Annotated in this window: 23 protein-coding genes and 1 tRNA gene; 12 read left to right on the top strand and 12 right to left on the bottom strand. The window is 68.2% G+C overall.

The features are described 5' to 3' along the window. The first annotated feature begins 107 nt into the window (after positions 1 to 107). Positions 108 to 704 (top strand): nuclear transport factor 2 family protein, encoded by a 597-nt coding sequence (locus tag HT579_09295; GenBank protein ID QKS29087.1) that lies wholly within the window; start codon positions 108 to 110, stop codon positions 702 to 704. Positions 705 to 717: 13 nt separating this feature from the next. Here HT579_09295 and HT579_09300 read toward each other — a convergent pair whose 3' ends face one another. The 6 genes from HT579_09300 to HT579_09325 all read right to left on the bottom strand — a co-directional run bounded on the left by HT579_09300 (position 718) and on the right by HT579_09325 (position 8,718). Next, positions 718 to 1,692 (bottom strand): phosphatidate cytidylyltransferase, encoded by a 975-nt coding sequence (locus HT579_09300; protein ID QKS29088.1) that lies wholly within the window; start codon positions 1,690 to 1,692, stop codon positions 718 to 720. A 19-nt stretch (positions 1,693 to 1,711) separates the two neighbouring features. Beyond that, positions 1,712 to 3,085 carry a phosphatase PAP2/dual specificity phosphatase family protein gene (locus tag HT579_09305; protein QKS29089.1) on the bottom strand — a complete coding sequence of 458 codons (1,374 nt, stop codon included), beginning with the start codon at positions 3,083 to 3,085 and terminating at the stop codon, positions 1,712 to 1,714. Next, positions 3,082 to 4,830: an alpha/beta fold hydrolase gene (locus HT579_09310; GenBank protein QKS29090.1), complete on the bottom strand. Its 1,749-nt coding sequence runs from the start codon at positions 4,828 to 4,830 to the stop codon at positions 3,082 to 3,084. Before HT579_09310 ends, HT579_09305 begins: the two co-directional genes overlap by 4 nt. Before the next feature lie 24 nt (positions 4,831 to 4,854). Beyond that, a complete protein-coding gene (locus HT579_09315) occupies positions 4,855 to 5,478 on the bottom strand; it encodes a CDP-alcohol phosphatidyltransferase family protein (GenBank protein QKS31585.1) in 624 nt (207 codons plus the stop codon). Between the two features lie 101 nt (positions 5,479 to 5,579). Next, positions 5,580 to 7,256, bottom strand: a complete 1,677-nt coding sequence (locus HT579_09320; protein QKS29091.1) for an AMP-binding protein — start codon at positions 7,254 to 7,256, stop codon at positions 5,580 to 5,582. A 298-nt stretch (positions 7,257 to 7,554) separates the two neighbouring features. Beyond that, entirely contained in the window at positions 7,555 to 8,718 is a 1,164-nt protein-coding gene (locus HT579_09325) for a patatin-like phospholipase family protein (protein QKS29092.1), read from the bottom strand. Positions 8,719 to 9,057: 339 nt separating this feature from the next. Between HT579_09325 and mtnA the strand changes: the two genes are divergently transcribed. Genes mtnA through HT579_09340 form a run of 3 tightly spaced genes read left to right on the top strand, consistent with a single transcriptional unit; the run spans position 9,058 to position 12,446 of the window. Beyond that, entirely contained in the window at positions 9,058 to 10,137 is a 1,080-nt protein-coding gene (gene mtnA, locus HT579_09330; protein ID QKS29093.1) for an S-methyl-5-thioribose-1-phosphate isomerase, read from the top strand. Continuing rightward, on the top strand, positions 10,130 to 10,777 hold the full coding sequence (locus HT579_09335; protein ID QKS29094.1) for a class II aldolase/adducin family protein: 648 nt from the start codon (positions 10,130 to 10,132) through the stop codon (positions 10,775 to 10,777). Before mtnA ends, HT579_09335 begins: the two co-directional genes overlap by 8 nt. A gap of 40 nt (positions 10,778 to 10,817) precedes the next feature. After that, positions 10,818 to 12,446 (top strand): NAD(P)/FAD-dependent oxidoreductase, encoded by a 1,629-nt coding sequence (locus HT579_09340; GenBank protein QKS29095.1) that lies wholly within the window; start codon positions 10,818 to 10,820, stop codon positions 12,444 to 12,446. Between the two features lie 379 nt (positions 12,447 to 12,825). Here HT579_09340 and HT579_09345 read toward each other — a convergent pair. The 4 genes from HT579_09345 to uvrA form a co-directional block, all read right to left on the bottom strand. Continuing rightward, positions 12,826 to 12,901, bottom strand: a tRNA-Ala gene (locus HT579_09345). Between the two features lie 73 nt (positions 12,902 to 12,974). Continuing rightward, positions 12,975 to 13,490: a hypothetical protein gene (locus HT579_09350; GenBank protein QKS29096.1), complete on the bottom strand. Its 516-nt coding sequence runs from the start codon at positions 13,488 to 13,490 to the stop codon at positions 12,975 to 12,977. A 223-nt stretch (positions 13,491 to 13,713) separates the two neighbouring features. Beyond that, positions 13,714 to 13,998 (bottom strand): HU family DNA-binding protein, encoded by a 285-nt coding sequence (locus HT579_09355; protein ID QKS29097.1) that lies wholly within the window; start codon positions 13,996 to 13,998, stop codon positions 13,714 to 13,716. Between the two features lie 237 nt (positions 13,999 to 14,235). Further along, positions 14,236 to 17,139: an excinuclease ABC subunit UvrA gene (uvrA, locus tag HT579_09360; GenBank protein QKS31586.1), complete on the bottom strand. Its 2,904-nt coding sequence runs from the start codon at positions 17,137 to 17,139 to the stop codon at positions 14,236 to 14,238. Between the two features lie 71 nt (positions 17,140 to 17,210). Here uvrA and HT579_09365 point away from each other — a divergent pair, with 71 nt between their 5' ends. Together HT579_09365 and ssb are read left to right on the top strand one after the other, a co-directional pair. Continuing rightward, on the top strand, positions 17,211 to 18,416 hold the full coding sequence (locus tag HT579_09365; protein ID QKS29098.1) for an MFS transporter: 1,206 nt from the start codon (positions 17,211 to 17,213) through the stop codon (positions 18,414 to 18,416). A 49-nt stretch (positions 18,417 to 18,465) separates the two neighbouring features. Beyond that, a complete protein-coding gene (gene ssb, locus HT579_09370; GenBank protein QKS29099.1) occupies positions 18,466 to 18,945 on the top strand; it encodes a single-stranded DNA-binding protein in 480 nt (159 codons plus the stop codon). 220 nt (positions 18,946 to 19,165) lie between these two features. Here the strand turns inward: ssb and HT579_09375 are convergent, their stop codons facing one another. Then, positions 19,166 to 19,753 (bottom strand): superoxide dismutase [Fe], encoded by a 588-nt coding sequence (locus HT579_09375; protein QKS29100.1) that lies wholly within the window; start codon positions 19,751 to 19,753, stop codon positions 19,166 to 19,168. Positions 19,754 to 20,003: 250 nt separating this feature from the next. After that, the gene (locus HT579_09380; GenBank protein QKS29101.1) at positions 20,004 to 21,374 is read right to left on the bottom strand and encodes an exodeoxyribonuclease VII large subunit; all 1,371 of its coding nucleotides are present in this window, start codon (positions 21,372 to 21,374) and stop codon (positions 20,004 to 20,006) included. Between the two features lie 303 nt (positions 21,375 to 21,677). Between HT579_09380 and HT579_09385 the strand changes: the two genes are divergently transcribed. From HT579_09385 to adk, 6 genes are all read left to right on the top strand, one after another. Next, on the top strand, positions 21,678 to 22,286 hold the full coding sequence (locus HT579_09385) for a MotA/TolQ/ExbB proton channel family protein (GenBank protein QKS29102.1): 609 nt from the start codon (positions 21,678 to 21,680) through the stop codon (positions 22,284 to 22,286). Positions 22,287 to 22,301: 15 nt separating this feature from the next. Then, complete coding sequence (locus HT579_09390) at positions 22,302 to 22,718, top strand: biopolymer transporter ExbD (protein QKS29103.1); 417 nt, start codon at positions 22,302 to 22,304, stop codon at positions 22,716 to 22,718. Then, positions 22,718 to 23,764, top strand: a complete 1,047-nt coding sequence (locus HT579_09395; GenBank protein ID QKS29104.1) for a tetraacyldisaccharide 4'-kinase — start codon at positions 22,718 to 22,720, stop codon at positions 23,762 to 23,764. Before HT579_09390 ends, HT579_09395 begins: the two co-directional genes overlap by 1 nt. After that, positions 23,745 to 23,921: a Trm112 family protein gene (locus tag HT579_09400; protein QKS29105.1), complete on the top strand. Its 177-nt coding sequence runs from the start codon at positions 23,745 to 23,747 to the stop codon at positions 23,919 to 23,921. The genes HT579_09395 and HT579_09400 overlap by 20 nt, the downstream gene beginning before the upstream one ends. 23 nt (positions 23,922 to 23,944) lie before the next feature. Beyond that, positions 23,945 to 24,709 carry a 3-deoxy-manno-octulosonate cytidylyltransferase gene (kdsB, locus tag HT579_09405; protein ID QKS29106.1) on the top strand — a complete coding sequence of 255 codons (765 nt, stop codon included), beginning with the start codon at positions 23,945 to 23,947 and terminating at the stop codon, positions 24,707 to 24,709. Between the two features lie 131 nt (positions 24,710 to 24,840). After that, positions 24,841 to 25,494: an adenylate kinase gene (adk, locus tag HT579_09410; protein ID QKS29107.1), complete on the top strand. Its 654-nt coding sequence runs from the start codon at positions 24,841 to 24,843 to the stop codon at positions 25,492 to 25,494. Positions 25,495 to 25,570: the final 76 nt, after the last annotated feature.

A 25,570-nucleotide genomic window follows, 5' to 3' on the forward strand; every position in this document is an offset into this window, starting at 1 on the left:
GCAGACAGGAGGCGAAGGCGGTCCGGCCGCCTCCTGCTGGCGATCAGGCCCGCTGCGGGCTTATCATTGATTCCTCGCCAGATCCTCAGTCATCGACAGGACGTGCCATGCAGCCATTGCTCCGGATACTGTTCAGCCTCTTCCTCCTCATCTTCGCACCGGTCGCCGTCGCAGCCGACGGCGACCCGCATGCCGCCGACCGGCAGGCGCTGATCAAGCTGTTCCGCGAGATGGAGGCGGCGATCAACGCGCAGGATGTCGAACGGATGGTCGCCCAGATGCACCCGCAGGTGACGGTCACCTGGCTCAACGGCGAGGTGTCGCGCGGCCATGACGAGGTGCGCGCCTACTACCACAAGATGGTCAAGGGCGAGAAGCGGATTCTCGACCGCTACCTGACGACCGCCAGGCTCGGCAACCCGGCGCGCTTCTTCGGCAACGGCGAGGTGGCGGTGGCCGACGGGACGATGGTGGACCAGTTCTTTCCCGTCGCCCGTGGACCGTTCTCGCTCGACTCCAACTGGACTTCGACCTCGGCGAAGGTGGGTGACCGTTGGCAGGTGGTTTCGCTGCACCTGTCGGCAAACGTGTTCACCAACTCGCTGCTCGCCGAGGCGGAGCGGGCGATCTGGTATGTCGGGGCGGGCGCCGGCGTCGGCGGTCTGCTGCTCGGCTGGCTGCTCGGTCGTCGGCGACGGCGCTAGCGCGGCTCCCCGTTCAGGGGCTCCAACCGCAGCGCAGCAGGTAGTAGAAGGCCGGTGCCGACAGGCAGAGCGAGTCGAGCCGGTCGAGCATGCCGCCGTGACCGGGAATCAGCGTCCCCCAGTCCTTGATGCCGCGCTGCCGCTTCTGCACCGAGAGCAGCAATCCGCCGACGAAACCGAGGACGCCGAGCAGCAGCGAGGCGAGTGCCGCGCCGGCCGGGGTGAACGGTGTCAGCGGCGCCAGCCAGGCGCCGAGCGCGCAGGCGCTGAGGAGGCCGCCGACGGTGCCCTCGACGGTCTTCGCCGGCGACAGGCGGGGAGCGATCGGATGCCGTCCGAGCAGCTTGCCCCAGAGGTACTGCAGGACGTCGCCGACCTGCACGACGAGCAGCAGGAAGACGAGCAGCCACGCATTGCGTTCCCCGCCCTCGGCGCCGCCGGGCAGCGTCAGCAGTGCCGGAACGTGCGAGATGCCGTAGACGCAGAACAGCAGGCCGGCCTGCAGCGGCCCGATGCCTGCCGGCGGCTTGCCGGTGGCGCGGCGCAGCCGTTCGCAGAGCGGCAGGACGAGCAGGACGCAGAGCGGGATCAGGCTGCCCCACAGCGGGCCGGGAGCACCGAAGAGCAGCAGATACTGCAGCGGCACGACGATGCCGAGGCTCAGCCAGCGCAGCCCTCGCGGCAGCGCGGCACCGGTTTCGCCGGCGAGGAACTCGCGCAACGCGACCAGGGAGGCGAGGGCAAACAGCAGGATGACGCCCGGCCGTCCGGCGAGCAGCGCCAGGCCGACGGCGATGGCGATCAGCCACCAGCCGTCGATGCGCCGGTTGAGATTGTCGAGCAGCGCATGTGGCTGCCGGCGGGCCAGCCGCAGCCGGAGCAGGCGGGCAACCAGCGTGGCCAGCAGCAGGACGCCGACGATGCCGCCAGTCATTCGCCAGGCGGCGTCAGGCAGCTGCGGCAGCAGGTGGGCGTCGGGCCAGTCCATGTGCGCTTGCCGCGTTGCGTCAATCGCCCGCCATGGCTGCCGGCGGCTGCCGCCGCTGCCAGTCGGCGAGGGCAGCGATTTCCGGGGCGCCGAGGACTATCGCCGGTCGCGCGCGTTGCACCAGGGCGACGGCTTCGCCGGCGTTGGCGGCCTGGCCGCTGCGCAACAGCCAGGCAGCGACGACGAGCGCGCTGCGTGCCAGGCCGAGCGCGCAGCAGACGAGGACCGGACCGCTGGCGAGCGCGCGCTGCAGGTGTGTCAGCGCGTCGTCGATCTGGTCGTCGTCGGGCGTCACCAGGTCGAGCATCGGCACGCTGGCGTGCGCCACGCCGGGGCTGCTGCAGGGCAGCTCGGCGCACACATCGACGACCGTCGTCACCGGCAGGACGCGCAGATCCGCAGCACTGGGCAACCGACCGAGCAGGACTCCGGGGACAACGACATCGGCCACGGCGAGCCGGCGCGTCCACCAGCAGCGGTTGAGCCAGGCGCCGACCAGGTAGGGGCCGAGCAGGCAGCGCACGGCGACGGGCATCGAGCCGTCGTCGCGCTTGCCGAAGGCCCGGCCATCGAGCAGCAGGTAGATCGCTGCCACCATCGCCAGCGACGCCGCCGGCCAGAGCAGCCAGAGCCAGCCGCCGCCGGCCAGCGCGGCGACGCTGCCGAGGGCGAGCACCGCGGCGGCGTAGGCCAGCGACAGCCGGCGTCGCCGCCGATCGCGGCTGGGTCGCAGATGTCGGAGCGGCGAGCCACCCGCGTCCGGAAACAGCCAGATGGCGAGGCAGCCGAGCCAGAGCCCGGTCGGGATATCGAAGAAGTGATGCTGCCAGGTGGTCAGCACCGAGACTCCGATGAGCAGCGCGATGCCATGGACGGCGCCATGCCACCGCCGCGGGACGACCCGCAGATACGGCGCCAGGAGGACGACGAGCAGGGCGATGTGCAGCGACGGCGCCTGGTTGTACGGCTGGTCGAAGCTCGTCAGCAGATCGAACAGCCAGCCGAAGGCACCGTCGACGGCTCCGCGGTCGAAGGTCACGCGCAGCGGGAAGACGAGAAAGCAGCCGATCGCGATCACCTGCGTCGCCAGCAGGCGGCAGGCGTGCGTGTCGAGTTCGCGGCGCGTCCGGCAGAGCAGCAGCGAGAGGCCGTAGAGCAGGTCGATCAGCCAGTAGGGGACGATCGTCCAGGGCAGCAGCGGGATGTGTCGCTCCCAGTCGAAACGGATGAAGCCGACATCGCCGCGCTGGCCGCTGACCCAGGTGGCGAAGCCGTAGCTGGCGAAGAAAAACGGCCCGAGCAGCAGGAGCCAGGCGATCGCCCGTCGCCACGGACGGCGCCCGGCGGCGCCGGCAGCGTCGGCACGCAAGGGCGACGCCTGCGCGGAGTTCAATCGCGCCGGGCCAGCGAGACGCTGAACATTCCCCAGTCGTCGATCCACTGCGCCAGCTTGCTGAAGCCGGCGATCCGCACCAGTTCGTCGATCTCCGCCTGCGTTCGCCGGCGCATGATCCACGGCTGGTGTCCGCGGTGGCTGGTCAAGGTGCGTGCGATCAGCTCGAGCTGTGGATGCCATGGCTGGCCGGTGTAGATGAGGTAGCCGCCGCGTTCGCTGGCCTTCGCCAGCCCGCGCAGCGAGGCAGCGACCACCTCGTTGTCGGAAAACAGCTCATAGAGGCCGGAAACGGTCACCAGGTTGGGGCGCGGGCTGAGCGCCGCGAGTTCGGCCTCGGCGAAGGCGTTGCCGGTCTCGCAGCGGGCGATGTCGGCAAGCCCGGCGGCGTCGAGCAGCACCTGCGCCTGCGCAACGTTGGCCGGGTCGAGGTCGCGCAGCAGCAGCGACTGCGGGCGCTCGGGCAACGCCTGCAGCGCCTCGACCAGATAGCGCCCATGCCCGGCGGCGGGGTCGAAGACGCGCAGCGGCTGGCCGGCGACACGCAGCCGTTCGGCGGCGCTGGCGATCGCCGCCAGCAGGTGTTCGCGGCGGACACGCACGCCGCGCCAGCCGATCGAGCCGAGATAGCCGCGATCGATCAGCCTGCCGAGCAGCAGGCGGCCACGCGCCTGGTTGCGGTAGACGTGATCGAGGCTGCTGCCGGAGTCGAAGCCGCTCCGGAGGCCGATGGCAATCCCTTCGCCGAGCCGGCCGAGCGTGCGCATCGCGAGGCGGGTGGCGGCAAAGCTCCAGCGGCGCGGCGAGAGACGCCGCAGCGGCTGTCCGAGGCGCAGTTCCTCGTCGCGCGTGTGGCCGCTGCGATCGGCCTGCAGCAGCGAGTCGGCAGCCGGGGGCGCGGAGAACATCCGTTCGATGAAGGCGCGGATGGCGTCGAGCGCCGGCTTGCGCTCGCGCTCGCCCAGGGTGTCGTGCAGGAATCCCGGCAGCAGGTGGCACTCCCGGACTGGCGATCCGAGGCGTTCAAAGAAGCGCTCCTGCGGCTGGCGATGAACGACCCAGTCATTGCCCGAGATCAGCAACTGCAACGGCACGCGGATCGCCTGCGCATCGGCGACCACCCGGTCAGCGGCATCGGCGAGTTCGAGGAGGACGCGGGCCGAGATGCTGCGGGTGATCAGCGGGTCCGTGTCATAGGAGGCGACCCGCTCCGGATCATGGGTGAGGAAGCGCGCCTTGACGTACGAGGTGATGAAGAAGTTGCCGAACAGCCGCCGCATCAGCGCCAGTCCCGGACGCGCCAGGGGGACGTAGAGGCGGACCTGGAAGGCCGGTGCCGTCAGGACCAGGCAGCGCAAGCGCGGCGCGTAATCGTGCACCCAGGTGGCGGCGATGACTGCGCCGACGCTCTGGCCGATCAGTGCGATATCCTGCGGAGCGATGCCGTAGGCGTCGCCGACGTGCGTGACGAAGGCCTCGAGATCCCGGACCAGGGCGGCAAAGCCCGGACTGTCGCCACGTACACCGGGCGAGCGCCCGTGGCCGCGGGCGTCCCAGGCGAACATCGCGAAGCCATCGAGGCCGAGTTCGTCGACCACATGCTGCAGTCGTCCCGAATGTTCGTGGCCGCGATGCAGGAGGAGCAGCGCGCGCGCCTCGCCGCCGGCCTGCAGCGGCGGCCAATGGCGATAGAAGAGGCTGCTGCCATCGTGTGTCGTGAATTGTCTTTCCTGCGCCCGGCGCATCTCAGTGTCCTCCGTTGTCCGCCGTCATGGCTGTCCGCCCCGGTCTTCGCCGGCGATGCCGCGCCGGACCCGGTTGCCGATCGTCGGCAGCAGCAGGACGGCGATCGTCGCCAGCACCCCGGCAAGCCACGGACCGGGCGGGATGCCGCAGCCGAGCAGCAGGCCGAGTGCCCCGAAAACCAGCGCGCGATCGCTCTTGCCCATCGGCCCGTCGTTGCGCCGCCCGCTGCCGTCAGCGGTGGCGACCACGGCAGCCAGTTCGGCAACGTTCGCCAGCACGACGACGAGCACCGCCAGCGCGCTGCCGGTCGCGGGCAGCAGCGCGAACGGCAGATACAACGCGGCATCGGCGAGCAGGTCGGCGAGTTCGTTGAGGCACGCACCGAGCCTTGAGGCCTGGCCGAATTCGCGCGCGAGCAGACCGTCGATCGCGTTCAACGCCATGCGTGCCAGCAGCCAGCCGGGCAACAGCAGGAACCAGATCGACTCGCCAGCGGCCGCCGCCAGCGCCAGCCCGACGCCGAGCAGCAGCGATGCGGCGGCGGTGCCGATGGTCACCTGGTTGGCGGTGACGCCGCCCGCATGCAGGCGCCGCGCGACCGGTCGCAGCAGCGCCTGGAAGCGCGGTTTCAGCGCGTAGAGGGTCATCGACGGTGACGGAAGAAAGGGTGGCCCAGCAAACAGCATGCCGCCCGCAGGCGGCATCGGTGGCAGCCGGCGCCCCGCTGCCGGGGCTCCGTGCGCGTCCGCTAGAACTCGAAGTCCTCCTCGTAGAACTCCAGCGGACCACGGGCAGCGGCGCCACGCTCCTGTTCGCCCTTGCGCAGTTCGACGCGGCGTATCTTGCCGGAGATCGTCTTCGGCAGCTCGCCGAACTCGAGCCGCCGTACCCGCTTGTACGGCGACAGGCGGCTGCGCAGGAACACGAAGATGTCGCGCGCCAGTTCGCGGCTCGGCTCATGGCCGGCGCGCAGCGTCAGGAATGCCTTCGGCACCGCCAGCCGCAGCGGGTCGGGGCTCGGAACGACGGCCGCTTCGGCAACCGCGTCGTGCTCGATCAGGACGCTCTCGAGTTCGAAGGGGCTGATGCGGTAGTCGGACGCCTTGAAGACGTCATCGGCGCGGCCGACATAGGTGATGTAGCCGTCGGCATCGACCGCTGCCGTGTCGCCGGTGTGATAGAAACCGTCGCGCATCACTTCGGCGGTCTTCTCCGGATCATCGTCGTAGGCGATCATCAGTCCGACCGGGCGCTGTGAGAGATCGAGGCAGATCTCGCCCTCTTCGGCGACATGCCCGTCGATGTCGACCAGGCGCACCTGATATCCGGGCATCGGCCGGCCCATCGAGCCGAGCTTGACGACCTGGCCGGGCGAATTGCCGACCTGCGCCGTCGTTTCGGTCTGGCCGAAACCGTCGCGCAGCGTGATTCCCCAGGCTTCGCGGACCTGGTCGATGACTTCCGGGTTGAGCGGCTCGCCCGCACCGATCAGTTCGCGAACCTTGACCGGGTACTTCTTCAGGTCTTCCTGGATCAGCATCCGCCAGACGGTCGGCGGCGCGCAGAGCGTCGTCACCGAACAGCGGACGAGCGTCTCGAGGATCGCCGCGGCGGCAAAGCGGGCGTAGTTGTAGATGAAGATCGTCGCGCCGGCGTTCCACGGTGCGAAGAAGCAGCTCCAGGCGTGCTTCGCCCAGCCGGCCGAGCTGATGTTCCAATGCACGTCGCCCGGCTGCAGCCCGAGCCAGTACATCGTCGACAGGTGCGCGACCGGGTAGCTCTGCTGGCTGTGCAGGACGAGCTTCGGCTTCGACGTCGTGCCGGAGGTGAAGTAGAGGAGCTGCGGGTCGGTCGCCTTGGTCGGGCCGTCGGGCAGGAAGTCGCCCGCCCCGCTGTAGGCCTGCTCGAGTTGCTGCCAGCCGGCGACCGCACCGCCGACGGTGACCCGCGTGTAGTCGCCGGGCAGACCGTTGAACTTGTCGGCGTGCGTGTGGCCGATGATCACGTGCCGGATCTGGCCGCGGTCGATGCGGTCGCGCAGATCATCCGGCGCCAGCAGGGTGGTTGCCGGAGACAACACGGCACCGAGCTTGATCGATGCCAGCATCGTGTCCCACAACGGCACCTCGTTGCCGAGCATCATCAGGATGCGGTCGCCGCGGCGGACGCCCTGCTGCCGCAGCCAGTTGGCGACCTGGTTCGAGCGCCGCGACATCTCGGCAAAGGACATCTTCTGCTCCGAACCATCCTCGTTCACTACCCACAGTGCCGGCTTGTCATTGCCGGCGGCCATCACATCGAAGTAATCGAGTGCCCAGTTGAAGTCGTCCAGGACCGGCCACTTGAAGTCACGATACGCCGTTTCGTAATCGGTACGGTGGGCCTGGAGGAAATCGCGGGCCTGCACGAAGGCCGAATAAGACATCTCTGCTCCTTTCTTGTTGATGAAACCGCTCTGGCGCCGATCGCCGCCGCGCCCACTGCGTGGGCGTCCGGGCGTGCCGGCGTCTCTCCCCGACGGGTGCTCGTCAGCAGCAAGGGCAGAGCCGCCAGCGGCGGCGCGCGCAGTCTGCCTGTCGTCTGCCGCCGGCCCGTCCCTGCCATGCCTTGCAGCCCCGCATTGTAAGTGACTTGTCACCTTCGCCGCCATCGTTCCGGCAGCATGCTCATGGCACGGCACCGGGGCTCGCCGGAGCAGCCTGCCAGCGGCGTCGCCGTGCTGCCTAGCGGATGTCGAAGACCGGCGGGAAATGGTTCTCCTCGACCTTGCGTGCGACCGCCTGGCCGATCTCGACCAGCCTCGGCATGTTCTTCGGCTTGTCCATCTCGCGCAGCGCCGCGGCTTCGGCATCGCTGTAGTCCGGCCGCACGTTGGCGCGCAACCAGTCGCCGTCGAGGTGGGCGTTGTAGCGCAGGTAGGTGAGCAGGGGCGGCCCGCCGGCCGGATGATCGGTTGCCAGATCGCCGACCTCGCGATCGATCACCCGGGCCGTCGGGCTGACCGACATCCACTGCAGCATCTGCTCGTTGAGTGCCAGCGCGTCGTCCATCAGCGATGCCAGCCCGATGATCGCGTCGGCTGCTGCCGGCGCCGTCCGGCCGGGATCGAGGGCCGTCTCGTTGATGCCGGTGCCGCAGGAGACGAGCAACAGCCTGTCGGCGCCGGCCGGCCATTGCAGCGCATAGCCGCGCAGCCAGGCGAGCATCAGCAACTGCAGCGAGGGGTTGTTGTGTGGGCTGACGCCGCCGTCGACAAAGACCCCGGCCTGCTCCTTGCCGGCCGCATCGCGGCCAACGATCAGCTTCTCGGGATCGAAGTAGTGCGGCGCCGCGGTGCTCGCGCGGACGATCTGCCAGAGCCGGAACTCGCTGTTGGCGAGCGCCTTGCCACCCGGGCGCGGACTGAAGTAGCGGCCGCGCGGGTTGTTGTGCACCACCCACGGGCTGCCGGTATCGAAGCGCTTGAGCATGATTGCCAGACCGGTGCGGATGCGCGTCGGGTCGCCGAGCGTGATGTCGCCGAACTGGCGCTTGAGCGCCTTCTCGAGCGGCGCTTTCGAAAACTTGGCGCGCAGCAGTCCCCAGCGCAGCACGTCGGGTTCGAAGATCGCGTCGCCCAGCTCATGGTAGAGGCTCTCGAGTTCGTCGGCCGACATCCCGGTCGCCAGGCCGGCGGCGAGGATGGCGCCGGTGGACGTGCCGCCGATGAGGTCGAAGTAGTCGCAGAGGCGGAACGCCGCGTCACCGCCGGCACGGGCACGCAACAGGCTTTCGATGCGTTTCAGGACCTGGACGGTGAGGACGCCGCGGATTCCTCCGCCGTCGAGGGCCAGGATTCGTTTCGGTCCGGGGCTGAACAGATGCTCGTCGCGATTGGGTCGGTTCATGATTGCAGTCCTCACGGCTGTGATGCACTGGTTGCAGAATGCTGCAGCGAGGGTTGGGGCGCCGTTGCGGCGCAGCGCCGCGGCCCGGTGCGGAGGCTGGTGGGCCGACGGCTTCCCTGTTGGTCAGCCAGGGAGCCGCCGGCTGCCCGGCGCCGCTGCCCGGCCGAGCCTTGCTGAACCCTGCCTGCAGACGACCATTCTAAGGGCATTGCAGCGGTGGCGGTGGGTGGTCACCGGCAATCGTCGCGCCATTTCTCCGGCGCCGGACCGGCCGCCTGCCGGGGGTGGGCGGCGGTTGCCGTTCGGCAGCCGGGTCGGCGGCTGCTAGAATGCCGGCCCATGCGAGTCAATGGCACCCCGTGGCGAACGATCTGGCCGGTCGACGGCGTGCGTGCCGTCGACATCATCGACCAGACGGCGTTGCCGCACGCCTTCAGCGTCCGCCGTCTGCACAGCGTCGAAGACGCAGCGCAGGCGATCCGCAGCATGCAGGTGCGCGGCGCGCCGCTGATCGGCGTCACTGCCGCCCATGGACTGGCCCTCGCCCTCGCTTCCCGTGCCGACGACGACACGCTGCTGGCGGCGGCGCGGCTGTTGGCGGCGACGCGGCCAACGGCGGTCAACCTGCACTGGGCGCTGGCGCGGATGCAGTCCCGCCTGTTGCCGCTGCCACCTGCCACGCGTATCGACGCCGCCTGGGCCGAGGCGGCGACGATCGCCGACGAGGACGTCGACCAGTGCCGGCGGATCGGCATTCACGGCCTGCAACTCCTGCTCGCCGGTCGGCGTGGCGAGGGGCGACTCGAGATCATGACCCATTGCAACGCGGGCTGGCTGGCGACGGTCGATCATGGCACGGCGCTGGCGCCGGTCTACGCCGCCTTCGACGCCGGCATCGACATCCACGTCTGGGTTTCCGAGACCCGCCCGCGCAACCAGGGCCTGCTCACCGCCTGGGAACTGCGGCAGCACGGCGTGCCGCACACCGTCGTCGCCGACAACGCGGCCGGGCTGCTGCTCGCGCGCGGCGGCATCGACGCCGTGCTCGTCGGCGCCGACCGCATCGCCGCCAACGGCGACGTCGCCAACAAGATCGGCACCTGCCTCAAGGCGCTGGCGGCGCGCGCCGCCGGCGTGCCGTTCATCGTCGCCGCGCCGCGGTCGACGATCGACTTCGCGTGTGCCAACGGCGCGGCGATCCCGATCGAAGAGCGCGCCGGCGACGAATTGCGGCTGCTGCACGGCTGCGACTCCGCCGGCGTCGCCGGCGAGCTGCGGCAACTGCCGGCCACTGCCGCTGTCGCCAACCCGGCGTTCGACATCACGCCGGCGAGCCTCGTCGACCACATCGTCAGCGAACGCGGCTGCTGCACCGCCGATCGCCTGCAGTCGCTCCATCCGGAGGCAGCGGATGGTTGAACTGCGGCAGCGGTTGATCGACTGCGCGCGGCGCATGGGCGATCTCGGTCTCAACCGCGGCACCGCCGGCAACCTCAGCGTGCGCGCGCCTGCGGCCGGTGAGCCAGGAGGCTTCCTGATCACGCCGAGCGGCATGGCCTACGACGCGCTGCAGGCCGGCGACATCGTGCACGTCCGCCCCGACGGCGTCGCCAGCGGTTGCCGCCAGCCGTCGTCCGAGTGGCGCTTCCACCGCGACCTCTACGCCCGCCGCGCCGACGCCGGCGCCATCCTGCACGCGCATTCGCCCTTCGCCACCAGCCTCGCCTGCCTGCGCCGCGACATCCCGGCCTTCCACTACATGATCGCGCGCTTCGGCGGCGACAGCCTGCGCTGCAGCGACTATGCGACCTTTGGCACGCAGGAGCTGTCGGCGGCCGTGCTGCGGGCGATCGACGGGCGCTGCGGCTGCCTGCTGGCAAATCACGGCATGCTCGTATTCGGACGCGACCTGCCGCAGGCGCTGGCGCTCGGCGTCGAACTCGAGGCGCTCTGCGAGCAGTACTGGCGCGCCTGCCAGCTGGCGCCGCCGGTACTGCTCGACAGCGCGGAGATGGCGCGCGTGCTGGCGAAGTTCGCCGGCTACGGGCAGCAGTCCTGAGCGGCGGCGTTCAGGCTCACCACGACCAGCGCCCATCTCGATGTTGCGAGTCAGCGAAATCCGCCTGCCGATCGAGCATGATGCTGCCGCTCTGCCGGCGGCGGTCGCCGCCCGCCTCGGCGTCGAGCCGGCCGAAATCCGCTCGCTGAGCATCTTCCGGCGCAGCCACGACGCGCGCCGCAACAGCGCGCCCGCCTTCATCTACAGCGTCGATGTCGAGCTGGCGGACGAGGCGGCGGTGCTTGCCCGCCTCGCCGGTGACCGCCACCTGCAGCCGACGCCCGACATGCGCTATCGCTTCGTCGGTCGCGCCCCCGCTGTGCCCGGCGAACGGCCGCTGGTCGTCGGCTTCGGCCCGGCCGGGATCTTCGCCGCGTTGATTCTGGCGCAGGCCGGCTTCCGCCCGATCGTCCTCGAACGCGGCAAGGCGGTGCGCGAGCGCACGCAGGACACCTGGGGGCTGTGGCGCGGCAGGCGGCTCGACCCCGAGTCGAACGTCCAGTTCGGCGAGGGCGGCGCCGGCACCTTCTCCGACGGCAAGCTCTACAGCCAGATCCGCGACCCGCGGCACTATGGACGCAAGGTGCTCGAGGAGTTCGTCAAGGCCGGCGCACCGGCGGAGATCCTCTACGTCAACAAGCCGCACATCGGCACCTTCCGCCTCGTCGGCATGGTCGAACGCATCCGGCGCGAGATCGAGAGCCTCGGCGGCGAGGTGCGTTTCCGGCAGCGGGTCAGTGGCCTGCAGATCGACGACGGGCGCCTGCGCGGCGTGACGACCGCCGACGGTGGTGAAGTGCGCGCCGCGCACGTCATCCTCGCGCTCGGGCACAGCGCCCGCGACACCTTCGCCATGCTGCACGCCGCTGGCGTGCGGCTGGAGGCGAAGCCGTTCTCGATCGGCTTTCGCATCGAGCACCCGCAGTCGCTGATCGACCGCGCGCGCCTTGGGCCGCACGCCGGCCACCCGCTGCTCGGGGCCGCCGACTACAAGCTCGTCCACCACTGCCGCAACGGCCGTTCGGTATACAGCTTCTGCATGTGTCCCGGCGGCACCGTCGTCGCGGCGACTTCCGAGGCCGGGCGGGTCGTCACCAACGGCATGAGCCAGTACTCGCGCAACGAGCGGAACGCCAACTCCGGCATCGTCGTCGGCATCACACCCGCCGACTATCCCGGCGGGCCCCTAGCCGGCATCGAACTGCAGCGGCAGCTCGAGGCGCGCGCCTTCGAACTCGGCGGCGGCAGCTACGAAGCGCCGGCACAGCTCGTCGGCGACTTCCTCGCCGGCCGGCCATCGACCCGGCTCGGCGGGGTGATCCCATCGTATCAGCCGGGTGTCCGCCTGACCGACCTCGGCAGCGCGCTGCCCGAGTACGCGATCGCCGCGATCCGCGAGGCGCTGCCGGCATTCGATCGCCAGATCCGGGGCTTCGCGATGCCCGACGCCGTTCTCACCGGGGTCGAGACACGCACCTCGTCGCCGCTGCGCATCACCCGCGGCGACGACTGCCAGAGCGTCAATCTGCGCGGACTCTACCCGGCCGGCGAAGGTGCCGGCTACGCCGGCGGCATCCTCTCGGCAGCCATCGACGGCATCCGCGTCGCCGAGGCGGTGACGCGCGATCTGCTCGGGGTGGGGGAGGGACGCGCCAGAGCTGACCGATGAGCAAGGCCGCAGCGCTGTGCCAGGCGTTACGGGCGATGCTCGGCGGTGGGCTGCAAGCCGGGAGCCGGGAACCGACCCTGCGCCATCCGTTTCTCCGGGGGTGCTGCGTGTTGCCGGGCAACTGGTGGTGACTGGACCAGATCGATGGTTTCCTCGACTGCCAGCGTGTGCGCGTGCTGCAGAGCGTCGATGTCGAGAAGTTGCGGGGCGTTGGCCGGATCGAGATGTGGTTTGTCGTCACCAGGAACTGGAACCGTCTTGTCATGGGACGGCGCTCAGTCACCGCAGGTAGGCGCCATGAAAAGACCCGCTTGGCGCCTGCACAAGGCTGACAAAACAAAGGCCAGCCCAAACCGGCTGGCCCAAGTGATCGATTTCTTGGTGGAGACAGGCGGGATCGAACCGCCGACCTTCTGATTGCGAACCAGACGCTCTCCCAGCTGAGCTATGCCCCCAATAAGCCGCGCATTCTATGCGTCGTGCCGGGAAGCGTCAACGCCGCCGCCGCACGCGCACCGGTTGCCGCTGCTATTTCCGCGCCTTGGCGCCGGCGGGGACGACGGCGATCGCCATGGCCTCCGAGAACACGCCCTCGACCTGGTCGCCCTTGTTGATCAGCTTCAGTTGCTGTGGATCCTTGATCTTCAGCGTGACGGTCCGCAGCGCTCCGCGCAGCGTGACGGTGCCCTTCCTGCGGTCGACCTGCTGGACGTCGGCGACGAAAGCCACTTCCTTCGACTCGAAGGCACCCGGCATCTGGCCCGGCGCGGCCGTGCCCTGTTGTCCGCTGTCGATGCGCTCACGCAGTTGGCCACCACCCTTCACGAGCGTCATCAGCAGTTCCTGCGTGTAGCTGATCACGACCAGGTCGCCGACCTTGATCTGGTCGAAGTTCTTCGCCTGGTCGCCGACCACGAACTTCGATTGTTCGCCCTTGTCGTCCTTCAGGACGATCGTACGCCCAACCTTGTCGATTGCCTCGACGGTGAGGGTGACCTTGGCCTCCAGGACGCCAGCGAACTTGCCGGGACCGACGGCGGTCATGGCCTGGGCGATGGCTGGCTGGGCGCCTGGCTGGGTGGCTGTTGTTGTGCGGCGACGGCGAGTGGGAACAGAACCAATGCCGCGGTAGCGATGGCGTGACGGATGCGCATGAAGTACTCCGGAAGCAAGGGAATCAATCGAGGGGCAACGACTGGGCTACGGGCCCGCGCGGGGCAGGGCTCGCGCAGTACTGCAGAGGTGGTGGTTCAGGCAGCCGGATCGCTCACTCGCCGCGGTTGGCGACGCGTGCCTTGAAACCTGCGCCGGCAGCGAACTTCGGGACGGTCGTCTGCGGGATGGTGATCTTCGCACCGGATTTCGGGTTCTTGCCTTCGCGGGCAGCGCGTTCGCTTGCCTTGAAGGAGCCGAAACCGACCAGCGTCACCGTATCCCCGTGGGCAACGGCCTCGATGATCGTCTCGAGGACGGCGTCGAGGGCTTTCGCCGATGCGGCCTTGGAGAGCTCGCTGCGGGCGGCGATGGCATCGATCATTTCAGATTTGTTCATATTGGCTCCTCTGGTGGTTGGAAGGGTCCTTCTCGGGCAGGCCTGCTATCATCTACCATGACTGCGCCAGGCGATCCTGGCAGAAAATCAAAGGCGGTAATTCTGGCATGGAATTGCCTCCCGCAAGCAAGTTTTTTTGCCCGCTGCAGGCGGGTCCTTCCTTGCCGGCAGCGTCCTGCCGACTGCCTGCCGGGCGGGGGTTCCGACAAGGTAAACCACTCTTGCCACAGCCCGTCGCTAGCGCACGCACGCGGCTGCCGTTGCCGGTCCGTCCTGCCTGCCAGCGTGGTGTCGGGCCAGCAGGGTGCGCAGAAAACGTCCGCTGTGACTGACGGCGACGTCCGCAAGCTGTTCCGGCGTTCCCGTGCCGATGATCTGGCCGCCACCGGCGCCACCTTCCGGGCCCAGGTCGATCAGCCAGTCGGCCGTCTTGATCACATCGAGGTTGTGCTCGATCACCACCACCGTATTGCCGTGGTCGGCGAGCCGATGGAGTACGCCGAGCAGCAGTTCGATGTCGTGGAAGTGCAGGCCGGTGGTGGGTTCGTCGAGAATGTAGAGGGTACGGCCGGTATCGCGCTTGGACAGTTCGAGGGCCAGCTTGACCCGCTGCGCCTCGCCGCCGGAGAGGGTGGTTGCCGACTGGCCGAGGGTGATGTAGCTCAGACCGACATCGACCAGCGTCTGCAGCTTGCGCGCGACGACCGGAACCGGGTCGAAGAACCCGCGCGCGATCTCGACGGTCATCTGCAGGACTTCATGGATGTTCCTGCCCTTGTACAGCACCTCCAGCGTCTCGCGATTGTAGCGCTTGCCGCGGCAGACGTCGCAGACGACGTAGACGTCTGGCAGAAAATGCATCTCGACCTTGATGACGCCGTCACCCTGACAGGCTTCGCAGCGTCCGCCCTTGACGTTGAACGAGAAACGGCCGGGCCCATAACCGCGCGCACGGGCCTCGGGGACGCCGGCAAACAGCTCGCGGATCGGTGTCAGGAGACCGGTGTAGGTTGCCGGATTGGAGCGCGGGGTGCGACCGATCGGACTCTGGTCGACGTTGATCACCTTGTCGAAATGGTCCAGACCGACGATCAGGTCGTGCTCGGCGGGTTCCGTCGTCGAGCCGTAGATCTGCCTCGCTGCCGCCAGGTAGAGCGTGTCGTTTATCAGCGTCGACTTGCCGGAACCGGAGACGCCGGTGATGCAGGTGAGCAGGCCGACCGGGATCGCGGCCGTGATGTTCCTGAGGTTGTTGCCGCGGGCGCCGGTGATGCGCAGCATGCGCGCGGGATCCGGCTGCCGGCGCACGGCATGCATGCCGATACGGCGGCGTCCGGCAAGATAGTCGCCGGTGAGCGAGGCTGGATTGCCGGCGATCTTTGCCGGCGGTCCTTCGGCGACGATGAAGCCGCCGTGGATTCCGGCGCCCGGGCCGAGGTCGACGACGTGATCGGCGCTGCGGATGGCTTCCTCGTCGTGCTCGACGACGATCACCGTATTGCCGATGTCGCGCAGTTGCCGCAGCGTCTGCAACAGGCGCTCGTTGTCGCGCTGGTGCAGACCGATCGACGGTTCGTCGAGGACGTACAGGACGCCCGTCAGACCGGAGCCGATCTGCGAAGCCAGACGGATGCGCTGTGCCTCGCCGCCGGACAGGGTCTCCGCAGAGCGGTCCAGTGACAGGTAGTCGAGGCCGACGTTGATCAGGAACTGCAGGCGGCTGACGATCTCCTTGAGCACCTTTTCCGCCACCTGCGCCTTGTTCCCGGGAAGCTGCAGCGAAACGAAGTAGTCCCGCGCCGCCGCGAGGGGCTGGCGATTGATCTCGTGCAGCGTGCGCGCACCGTCGCTGCTGCCGATGCGCACGTTGCGCGCCTCTTCGCGCAGACGACTCCCCTGGCAGGCCGGGCAACTGCGGTTGCTGATCAGGCGTGCCAGTTCCTCGCGCACCGCCAGCGAGTCGGTCTCCCTGTAGCGCCGCTCGAGGTTGACGATGATGCCTTCGAACGGGTGCTGGCGGATGGTCATTCGCCCGCGCTCGTTGAGGTAGCCGAACGGCAGCGCTTCGCGGCCGGAGCCGTAAAGGATGATCTGCCGCAGGTGGTCAGGCAGATCCCGGAAGGCGGTGTCGAGCTCGAAGCCGTAGTGTTCGGCCAGCGAGCTGAGCATCTGGTGGTAGAAGGGGTTGCGCTTGTCCCAGCCGCGGATGGCGCCGGCAGCGAGCGACAGATCGGGACGGGCGACGATGCGCTGCGGATCGAAGAACTGGATGACGCCGAGCCCGTCGCACTTCGGGCAGGCGCCCATCGGGCTGTTGAAGGAGAAGATCCGCGGCTCGAGTTCCTGGATCGAGTAGGAGCAGACCGGGCAGGCGAACCGGGCCGAGAAGAAATGCTCGCGCCCGTTGTCCATCTCGCAGGCGATGGCGCGGCCATCGGCGCAGCGCAGCGCCGTTTCGAAGGATTCGGCCAGGCGCTGGCGGATGTCCTCGCGCACCTTCAACCGGTCGACCACGACATCGATCGAATGCTTGTGCGTCCGGGTGAGCCGGGGGAGGGCGTCGATCTCGTGAATCTGTCCGTCCACGCGCAGCCTGGCAAAGCCCTGCGCGCGCAACTCGGCGAAGAGCTCGGCCTGCTCGCCCTTGCGGTTGGCTACCACCGGCGCGAGGATCATCAGCCGGCTGCCTTCCGGCAGGGCCAGCACATGGTCGACCATCTGCGAGACTGTCTGCGCGTCGAGCGGCAACTGGTGCTCGGCGCAGTAGGGCGTGCCGGCGCGGGCGAAGAGCAGCCGCAGGTAGTCGTGAATCTCGGTGACCGTGCCGACAGTCGAGCGCGGATTGTGGCTGGTCGCCTTCTGTTCGATCGAAATCGCCGGTGAAAGCCCCTCGATGAGGTCGACGTCGGGCTTTTCCATGCGCTGCAGGAACTGTCGGGCGTAGGCCGACAACGACTCGACGTAGCGCCGCTGCCCCTCGGCGTAGAGGGTGTCGAAGGCGAGTGACGACTTGCCGGATCCCGACAGGCCGGTGATGACGATCAGGCGGTTGCGCGGCAGGTCGAGGCTGATGTTCTTCAGGTTGTGCGTGCGCGCACCACGAATTCGCAGCTGGCTGTGGTTGTGGCTGGTATCGTCCATCGGGGAGCTGGCCTCAGGCGCCGGGGCAAACCTGCTAATATACGCAATTCCGCAGTTCGGCAGCAAATCCCATGTCCGCCTCGAGCACCGACCGCATGAGCAGCACAGAAAGGCGCGCCGGCATCAGCCTGGCGGCGGTTTTCGCGTTGCGCATGCTCGGCCTGTTCCTGATCCTGCCGGTCTTTGCGCTCTACGCCAGCGACCTGCCGTCGGGCAAGGACATGGCGCTCGTCGGTGTGGCGCTCGGGGCCTACGGGTTGACCCAGGCCTGCCTGCAGATTGCCTACGGCGCGGCCTCCGACCATTTCGGCCGCAAGCCGGTGATCGTCTTCGGCTTGCTGTTGTTCGTCATCGGCAGCTTCGTCGCTGCCTGCGCCGACGACATCTACGTCGTCATCGCCGGTCGCGTGCTGCAGGGTGCGGGTGCCATTTCGGCGGCGGTCACGGCACTGGCCGCCGACCTCACGCGCGAGCAACACCTGACCAAGGTGATGGCAATGATCGGCTCGTCGATCGGCCTGGTGTTTGCCGTGTCGATGGTCGGCGCGCCGTTGCTCTATGCGGCGATCGGTATGCCCGGCATCTTCTCGCTCACCGGCGGGCTGGCCCTGCTGGCAATCTTCGTCGTTCTGCGGGTGGTCCCGGCGGCGCCGATGATGCCGCGCCAGCCGGCATGGCCGAGCTTCGTCGAAGTGCTGTCGCACCGGCAGTTGCTGCGACTCAATTTTGGTGTCTTCGCCCTGCACCTGATGCTGACCGCGATGTGGGTGCTGCTGCCGGCCGAACTGGTCAGGACGGGCGGTCTGCCGGTTGCCGAGCACTGGAAGGTCTACCTGCCGGCCCTGCTGATCTCCTTCCTCATCATGGTGCCGGCGATCATCGCCGCCGAGCGATTCGCCCGCATGAAGCTGATCTTCAACGGCGCGATTGTCCTGTTGCTCTGCGTGCAGGCGGGTTTCGGGCTCTTTGCCGGCGGCCTCTACGGCCTTGCCTTCTGGCTGATGCTGTTCTTCGTCTCGTTCAACATTCTCGAAGCCACGCAGCCGTCGCTGATTTCGCGCATCGCGCCGCCACACGCCAAGGGGGCGGCACTCGGGGTTTACAATACGACCCAGGCGCTTGGGCTGTTCCTCGGCGGGGTGCTTGGTGGTGTTCTCGCCCAGTACGCCGGTCCCGGTGCCGTCTGGGCGGGCGGTGCGTTGCTGACACTGGTGTGGCTGATGCTCGGCCTGACGATGGTCATGCCGGCAGTGCGCCAGCGGCCGGCGGCAGCCTGAAAGTTCCCATCATCGTTGCGATTTTTCCAATACCGTTCAGGGAGGCGACATGGCTTCGGTCAACAAAGTGATCCTCGTGGGCAATCTCGGAGCCGATCCGGAAACCCGTTACCTACCCAGTGGCGACGCCGTCTGCAACATCCGGATGGCGACCACCGATCGTACGCGCGACAAGGTGTCGGGCGAACTGAAGGAGTACACCGAGTGGCATCGCGTGGTCTTTTTCGGCAAGCTGGCGGAAACGGCCGGGCAGTACCTGAAGAAGGGGCGTCAGGTGTATGTCGAAGGGCGCATCCGCACCAACAAGTGGCAGGACAAGGAAGGAAACGAGCGCTACACGACCGAAATCGTCGCCAACGAGATGAAGATGCTGGGGAGTCGCGAGGGCATGGGGGCGCCCGCCGCCGGCGAGGCCGAGTACGGGGGCAGCATGCCCTCGACGGCGAGTTCCGCCGCTGGCGCGGCGCGCAACGCGCCAGCCAGGAAGACGCCCGGCTTCGAGGACATGGATGACGACATCCCGTTCTGATTGACCGGCCGGGCAGCGTCTCGGCCTGCTTCAGCGCTGCACGCCGGCCGCCCCGCGAAAACCGTGACCGATTCGTGCCGCGAGGCGGGATCGTGGCCTGTGGCTCGTCGCCATGCGGGCGGCAGGCGGGGCGTGCAACTGCCGGACAGGAAAAGGGGTCCGCATTGCGGACCCCTTTTCCTGCTGCCGATGCGGGGCGCCGAACGACGCCCTGCTGCGTTCAGGAGGCGAAGTTCTGCTCGGCGAAACTCCAGTTGACGAGGCTGCCGAGGAATGCCTCGACGAACTTCGGTCGCAGGTTGCGGTAATCGATGTAGTAGGCATGCTCCCAGACGTCGATGCAGAGCAGCGCCTTGTCGGCGGTCGTCAGCGGGGTGCCGGCGGCGCCCATGTTGACGATATCGACCGTGCCGTCCGGCTTGCGCACCAGCCAGGTCCATGCCGACCCGAAGTTGCCCACTGCCGACGCCTGAAAGGCCTTCGCAAACTCCGCGAAGGAGCCCCAGCGGGCGTCGATCGCCGCTGCCAGAGCACCGCCCGGGGCGCCACCTCCGTCTGGCCGCAGGCAGTTCCAGAAGAAGCTGTGGTTCCAGACCTGGGCCGAGTTGTTGTAGATGCCGCCTGCCGGCGCCTTGCGGACGATCGCTTCGAGGTCGAGTTCTTCGTACTCGGTTCCCTTGATCAGGTTGTTGAGGTTGGTGACATAGGCCTGATGGTGCTTGCCGTAGTGATACTCGAGGGTTTCCTGCGACATGTGCGGTGCCAGTGCATTCATGGCAAAAGGCAGTGGCGGCAACTTGTGTTCCATGCGTGTTCTCCGTAAGTATTGTCTGAAGCAAGAGGGGTTGCGGGCAGGACCGCTGTGCAGTCCCCGTCAAAGCACGTGCTCCGCCGGGATTCTATTCTTGCCCTGCCTTGCTGGCAATTGCGCCCCGGCACCGTTGCACCAGGCTTCGCAGCCCGGCATCGCGAAACGCCGGTTCGCCCGCATGCGGGACGGGTCGATGGTGAGCAGGCGCTGTTGCGTTGCGCTGGCTGCCGGGCTCGGTGCCGCGTGGTCAGAGCCGGCCGTCGTCGGCAGAAACGGTCAGCACCGCAGCGTCCGCCCGTCCACGGTGGAAGAAGACAGCGATTTCCTCGCCAGGTTCCAGCATCGAGCCGGCATGGACGATCTGCTGCTGGCGGTTGGTGACGATGCTGTAGCCGCGCGCCAGCACCGCCCGCGGGTCGAGGTGCGACAGGCTGGCAGCCAGGCGGCCCAGGTCGGCCGCCCTGCCATCGAGCGTCCGCCGCGCCGCCCGCTCAAGTCGCGGCGCCAGCGACTGCAGATGGAGCGTCTGCCGCGCCACAGCGGGGCGCTGCTGTCGCAGCCGATGCCCGAGGTTGGCCAGCGTTCCGCGCGCCCGTGTGCTGCACAGCAGCAGGCCGGCGTCGAGGCGGCGCTGCAGGTTTCGCAGCCCCTCCTGCTGGCGCGCGAGCAATTGCCCCGGGTGCTGCAGGCGGCGCGCCAGCCAGTCGAGTTGCTGTGCGCGCTGGTTGACGAGCTGTGCGGCCCGGCGCTGCAGGGCGAGTCGATCGGCGACGAGGCGCGCGTACAGCGCGCTGCGCTCCGGGGCGGCCAGCTCGGCCGCCGCGGTCGGCGTCGGCGCGCGTTGATCGGCGGCAAGGTCGGCAATCGTGAAGTCGGTCTCGTGGCCGATGCCGCTGACGACCGGCAACGGACAGGCGCGGATGGCGCGCGCCACCGCTTCGTCGTTGAACGCCCGCAGGTCTTCCAGGCTGCCGCCGCCGCGGCAGAGGATCAGCAACTCGCACTCGGCGCGCTCGCCGGCACGGCGAATGGCGTCGGCGATCAGGGCGGCAGCGCCGTCGCCCTGGACGGGCGTCGGATAGACGATGATCCCCACCTGGCCGGCACGTCGGCCGAGCGTGCTCAGTACGTCGCGCAGGGCAGCTGCCTGTGGCGAGGTGACGACGCCGATACGCCGCGGAAAGGCCGGCAGGGGGCGCTTGATCGCGCTGGCGAAAAGGCCCTCGCGTTCGAGCTTTTCCTTCAGGCGAAGGAAGCTCTCGTAGAGGTTGCCCATGCCGGCGCGGCGAGCCGCCTCGATGTTGAGCTGGAAATCGCCGCGCGCTTCGTAGAGGGTGACCAGCACGCGTGCCTCGATGTGCTGGCCGCTCTCGAGGCGCCAGCCGAGCAACTGCGCGCGGTTGCGGAACATCACGCAGCGGACCTGCGCCGCGCTGTCCTTGAGCGAGAAATACACGTGTCCCGAAGCGGCGTGGCTCAGGTTCGATACTTCGCCGGCGACCCAGCAGAGCGGGAAGGCGGCCTCGAGACGTTCCCGGGCCAGGCGGTTGAGCACGGACACCGGGATCACCGGCGGTGTCGGGTCGAAGGTGGCGGCGACAGGCAAGGAATCTTCCATGACGGGATTCTACATCGCTGCATCCTGCCCGCGCTCGCCGCCGGTGTGCCGCAACGATCCCGCCAGCGGCAGCCGCGGCGCTGTCGTCGCCAGTTGCCCGCTTTTCCGGCAGACGGGAAAAATCATCCGCATTCGGCACTTGTCGTCCTCACCAACAGGCTGTGCGGTGACTTGTCCACAGATGATGGGGACAATCCCGCCGCGCCGCGAGTCGCCTTTGCCGTTCGCTGCCGCGGACGGGGCTTGCCGCAGGCGTCGGCGCAGGCTAAAGTGCCCGCCTGTCCCAATCTTGCGGAGCAAACGGTGTTTTCCATCATTCAGGCTGCTGGCTGGCCGATCTGGCCCTTGCTGCTGGCTTCAATCATTGCCGTGGCACTGATCATCGAGCGCCTGGCGGCGCTGCGGCGCAGCAAGGTCGTCCCTGCCGGGCTGCTGCAGAGAGTCATCGCCGAGTACCGGCAGAATGGTGCGACGGCGGCACTGGTCAGCAATCTCGAGGCGCATTCCCCGCTTGGTCGGGTCCTCGGCGCCGGCCTGCGCAACGTCGGCAGCTCGCGCGAGGTGATGCGCGAAGCGATCGAGGAAACCGGTGCGGTCGTACTGCATGATCTGGAGCGCTACCTGACGACGCTCGGCACGATTGCCTCGATCAGTCCGTTGATGGGCCTCTTCGGGACCGTCGTCGGCATGATCGAGATCTTCGGCTCGCAGGCGCCCGGTGGCAACAACCCGATCCAGCTTGCGCACGGGATTTCGATTGCGCTCTACAACACCGGTTTCGGGCTGCTGATTGCCATTCCGGGTATGATCTTCTGGCGCCATTTCCGGGCACTGGTGGACGGCTACGTCGTCGAGATGCAGCAGCAGGCGGTTCGTCTGGTCGAGGTCCTGCACGGCGAACGCAAGGCTTGACGGGAGGGGCTGGCGATGAACTTCCGACGTGGGCGCACCAGCGACGTTCCCGAGATCAACCTGATTCCCTTGATCGACGTCCTGCTGGTGATCATCATCTTCCTGATGTTGACCACTACCTACTCCAAGTTTTCCGGGCTCGAGATCAACCTGCCGACGGCCGACGCGAGCAAGCCGGATGAGCCGCCGAAGGAGATCACTGTGGTCCTGACCGCGGCCGGGCAGGTGCTGGTCAACAAGGCGCCGTTGGCGTCGGCCAGTGTGCAGTCGATCAGTGAGGCGCTGCGGCGCGCTGCCGGCGACCTCCGCGAACCGGTGGTGGTCATCAACGCCGACGCCAAGGCCAACTACCAGAGCGTCGTCGACATCATGCAGGCGGCGCAGACGGCGGGTTATCCGCGCATATCGTTCGCCACCCAGTCGCCGCACTGATGGCCGCCGCGGGCGTGCGGCGGCGGCTGCCCGACTGCTGGTATGAGCGCCGCCTGGTGTCCGCTCTCTGGCCGCTGCTGCCGTTTTCCTGGCTGTTCGGCGCGCTGGTCGGGCTGCGGCGGCGGCTCTACCGCACCGGCCTGCTGGCAGCCGCCTGCCTGCCGGTGCCGGTGGTGGTCGTCGGCAACCTGACCGTCGGTGGCAGCGGCAAGACCCCTCTGGTCCTCTGGATCGTTCGCCACCTGCGCGAGGCCGGCTGGCGGCCGGGGATCATCAGTCGCGGACATGGCGGTTCGGCGGGGTCGGTACACCCGGTTGCCGCCGATTCGCAACCGGCAGTAGTCGGCGATGAGCCGCTTCTGCTGGCGCGGCGCAGCGGCGTGCCAGTGTTCGTCGGCACCGATCGGGTTGCCGCCGGGCATGCCTTGCTTGCAGCGCATCCGGACTGCGATGTGATCGTCTCCGACGATGGTCTGCAGCACTATCGCCTGCAGCGATCGCTGGAAGTGGTGGTCTTCGATGGGCGCGGCGCGGGCAACGGCCGGCTGCTGCCGGCGGGTCCCCTGCGCGAGCCTGTGCAGCGCCTGCGCGAAGCGGACGCAGTCGTCTGGAATGGCAGCCGGGAGCACCGCATCGAGGAACTCGCAGCGGCCTTGCCGCAGGTGTCGATGCGCCTCGCCGGTCAGCGTTTCGTCGCCGTCGCTGGCGAGGCGCGCACTTGCGGCGCCGATTCGCTGCGCGGACGACGGCTGTACGCGATTGCCGGCATCGGCGATCCGCGACGCTTCTTCGCGCAGCTGCGGGCTCTCGATCTCGACTTCGAGGAACATCCGTTCCCCGATCACCACCGCTACCGCGCAGCGGACCTGTCCTTCGCCGCCGATGGCGTGCTGCTGATGACCGAGAAAGATGCGGTAAAATGTGCCGGGCTGGTGCCGGGTGAGGCCTGGGCGCTGCCCGTCGAGGCGGTGCTGAGCGCCGGCCCGGGTCAGCCTGGTCTGCTCGAGAAAATTCTGGAGAAACTCAATGGACGCGCGCCTGCTTGACATTCTGGTCTGCCCCGTCTGCAAGGCCAATCTCGAGTATCGCAAGGCGGCGGCGGAACTGCTCTGCAAACCTTGTCGACTGGCGTTCCCGGTGCGCGATGGCATTCCGATCATGCTCGCCGACGAAGCGCGGCCGCTGCCCAGCGACGAGGTGTGAAGGCTCCGCCGGGCGAGGTCACGATGCGGTTCAAGGTCGTCATTCCGGCCCGTTACGCTTCCAGCCGACTGCCCGGCAAGCCGCTGCTCGATCTCGGTGGCAAGCCGATGGTCGTGCGGGTCGCCGAACGCGCGCTCCTCGCGGGCGCCGACGAGGTGGTGGTCGCCACCGACCACCCGCAGGTTCTCGAGGTCGTCCGGCGGCATGGCCTGCGCGCGCTGCTGACCAGTCCGGACCACGCCAGCGGCACGGATCGCCTGGCGGAGGTGGTCACCCTGTCCGGCTGGAATGAAGACGAACTGGTCGTCAATGTCCAGGGCGACGAGCCGCTGATCGACCCGGAACTGATCGTCCGCACGGCGTCGTGCCTGGCTGCCAGCGGTGCCGACATTGCCACCGTTGCCCATCCGGTCGCCGACGCGGCAGACTTCTTCAATCCCAACATCGTCAAGGTGGTCGTCTCGGCGCGCGGCGATGCCCTCTATTTCTCGCGCGCGCCGATCCCCTATGCCAGGGATCACTTTGCCCGCGAGGCCGGGGGCGAAACGCTGCCACGCGCCATGGTGGCCTATCGTCACATCGGCCTCTATGCGTACCGGGTGCACTTCCTGCGTACCTACAGCCGGTTGGCTCCGTCGCCACTGGAGAGCATCGAAGCGCTCGAGCAGTTGCGCGCACTCTGGCACGGCTTTCGCATCAGCGTGGCGATTGTCGATCACCTGCCAGCGGCCGGCGTCGATACGGCGGAGGACGCCCGCCGCATGCAGGAATGGTTCAAAAAGGTTTGACCCTGCGCCCGTTTGCAGGTAAGTTTCCGCCTGTCGGTCACGACAACGTGTTGCAGCGGCCCGCTTGTCATGATGCAAGTGATTGAAGTAAAGCATCAAGTCACCGTTTGTTTAGGCTAGGAAGGCGAACCATGAAACTCATCCTGCTGGGCGCGCCGGGTGCCGGCAAGGGCACCCAGGCCCAGTTCATCCGGGAGCAGTTCGGTATCCCGCAGATCTCCACCGGCGACATGCTGCGCGCAGCGGTGAAGGCGGGGACACCGCTGGGTGTCGAGGCGAAGAAAGTCATGGATGCCGGTGGGCTGGTGTCGGATGAGATCATCATCGGTCTGGTCACCGATCGTCTGCGCCAGGATGACTGCCGCGCCGGCTACCTGTTCGACGGCTTTCCGCGGACGCTGCCGCAGGCCGAAGCGATGAAGCTCGCTGACGTGGCGATCGATTACGTTCTCGAGATCGATGTTGCCGATTCCGAAATCATCGAGCGGATGAGTGGTCGCCGGGTGCACCCGGCGTCGGGCCGCACCTACCATGTTCGGTTCAACCCGCCGCGTGTAGCCGGCAAGGACGACCTCAGCGGCGAGGATCTCATCCAGCGCGACGACGACCAGGAGGAGACGGTCCGGCGGCGGCTCGAGGTCTACCATTCGCAGACCAAGCCTCTGCTGGCCTATTACCATGCCTGGGCCGCCAGCGGCGACCCGAAGGCACCGCGATGCCGCAGGATCGCCGGTGTGGGCAGTGTCGAGGACATCCGGCGGGCGGCTTTCGAGGCACTGCAATAGGCGTCGGGCGATGATCGTGCAGCAGCGGCCGGATTGGCAAGCACGCGCAGGAGGCTCGCTTGCCACTGTTGTACCA

The organism is Candidatus Accumulibacter similis, from assembly GCA_013347225.1.
GTDB lineage: Bacteria > Pseudomonadota > Gammaproteobacteria > Burkholderiales > Rhodocyclaceae > Accumulibacter > Accumulibacter similis.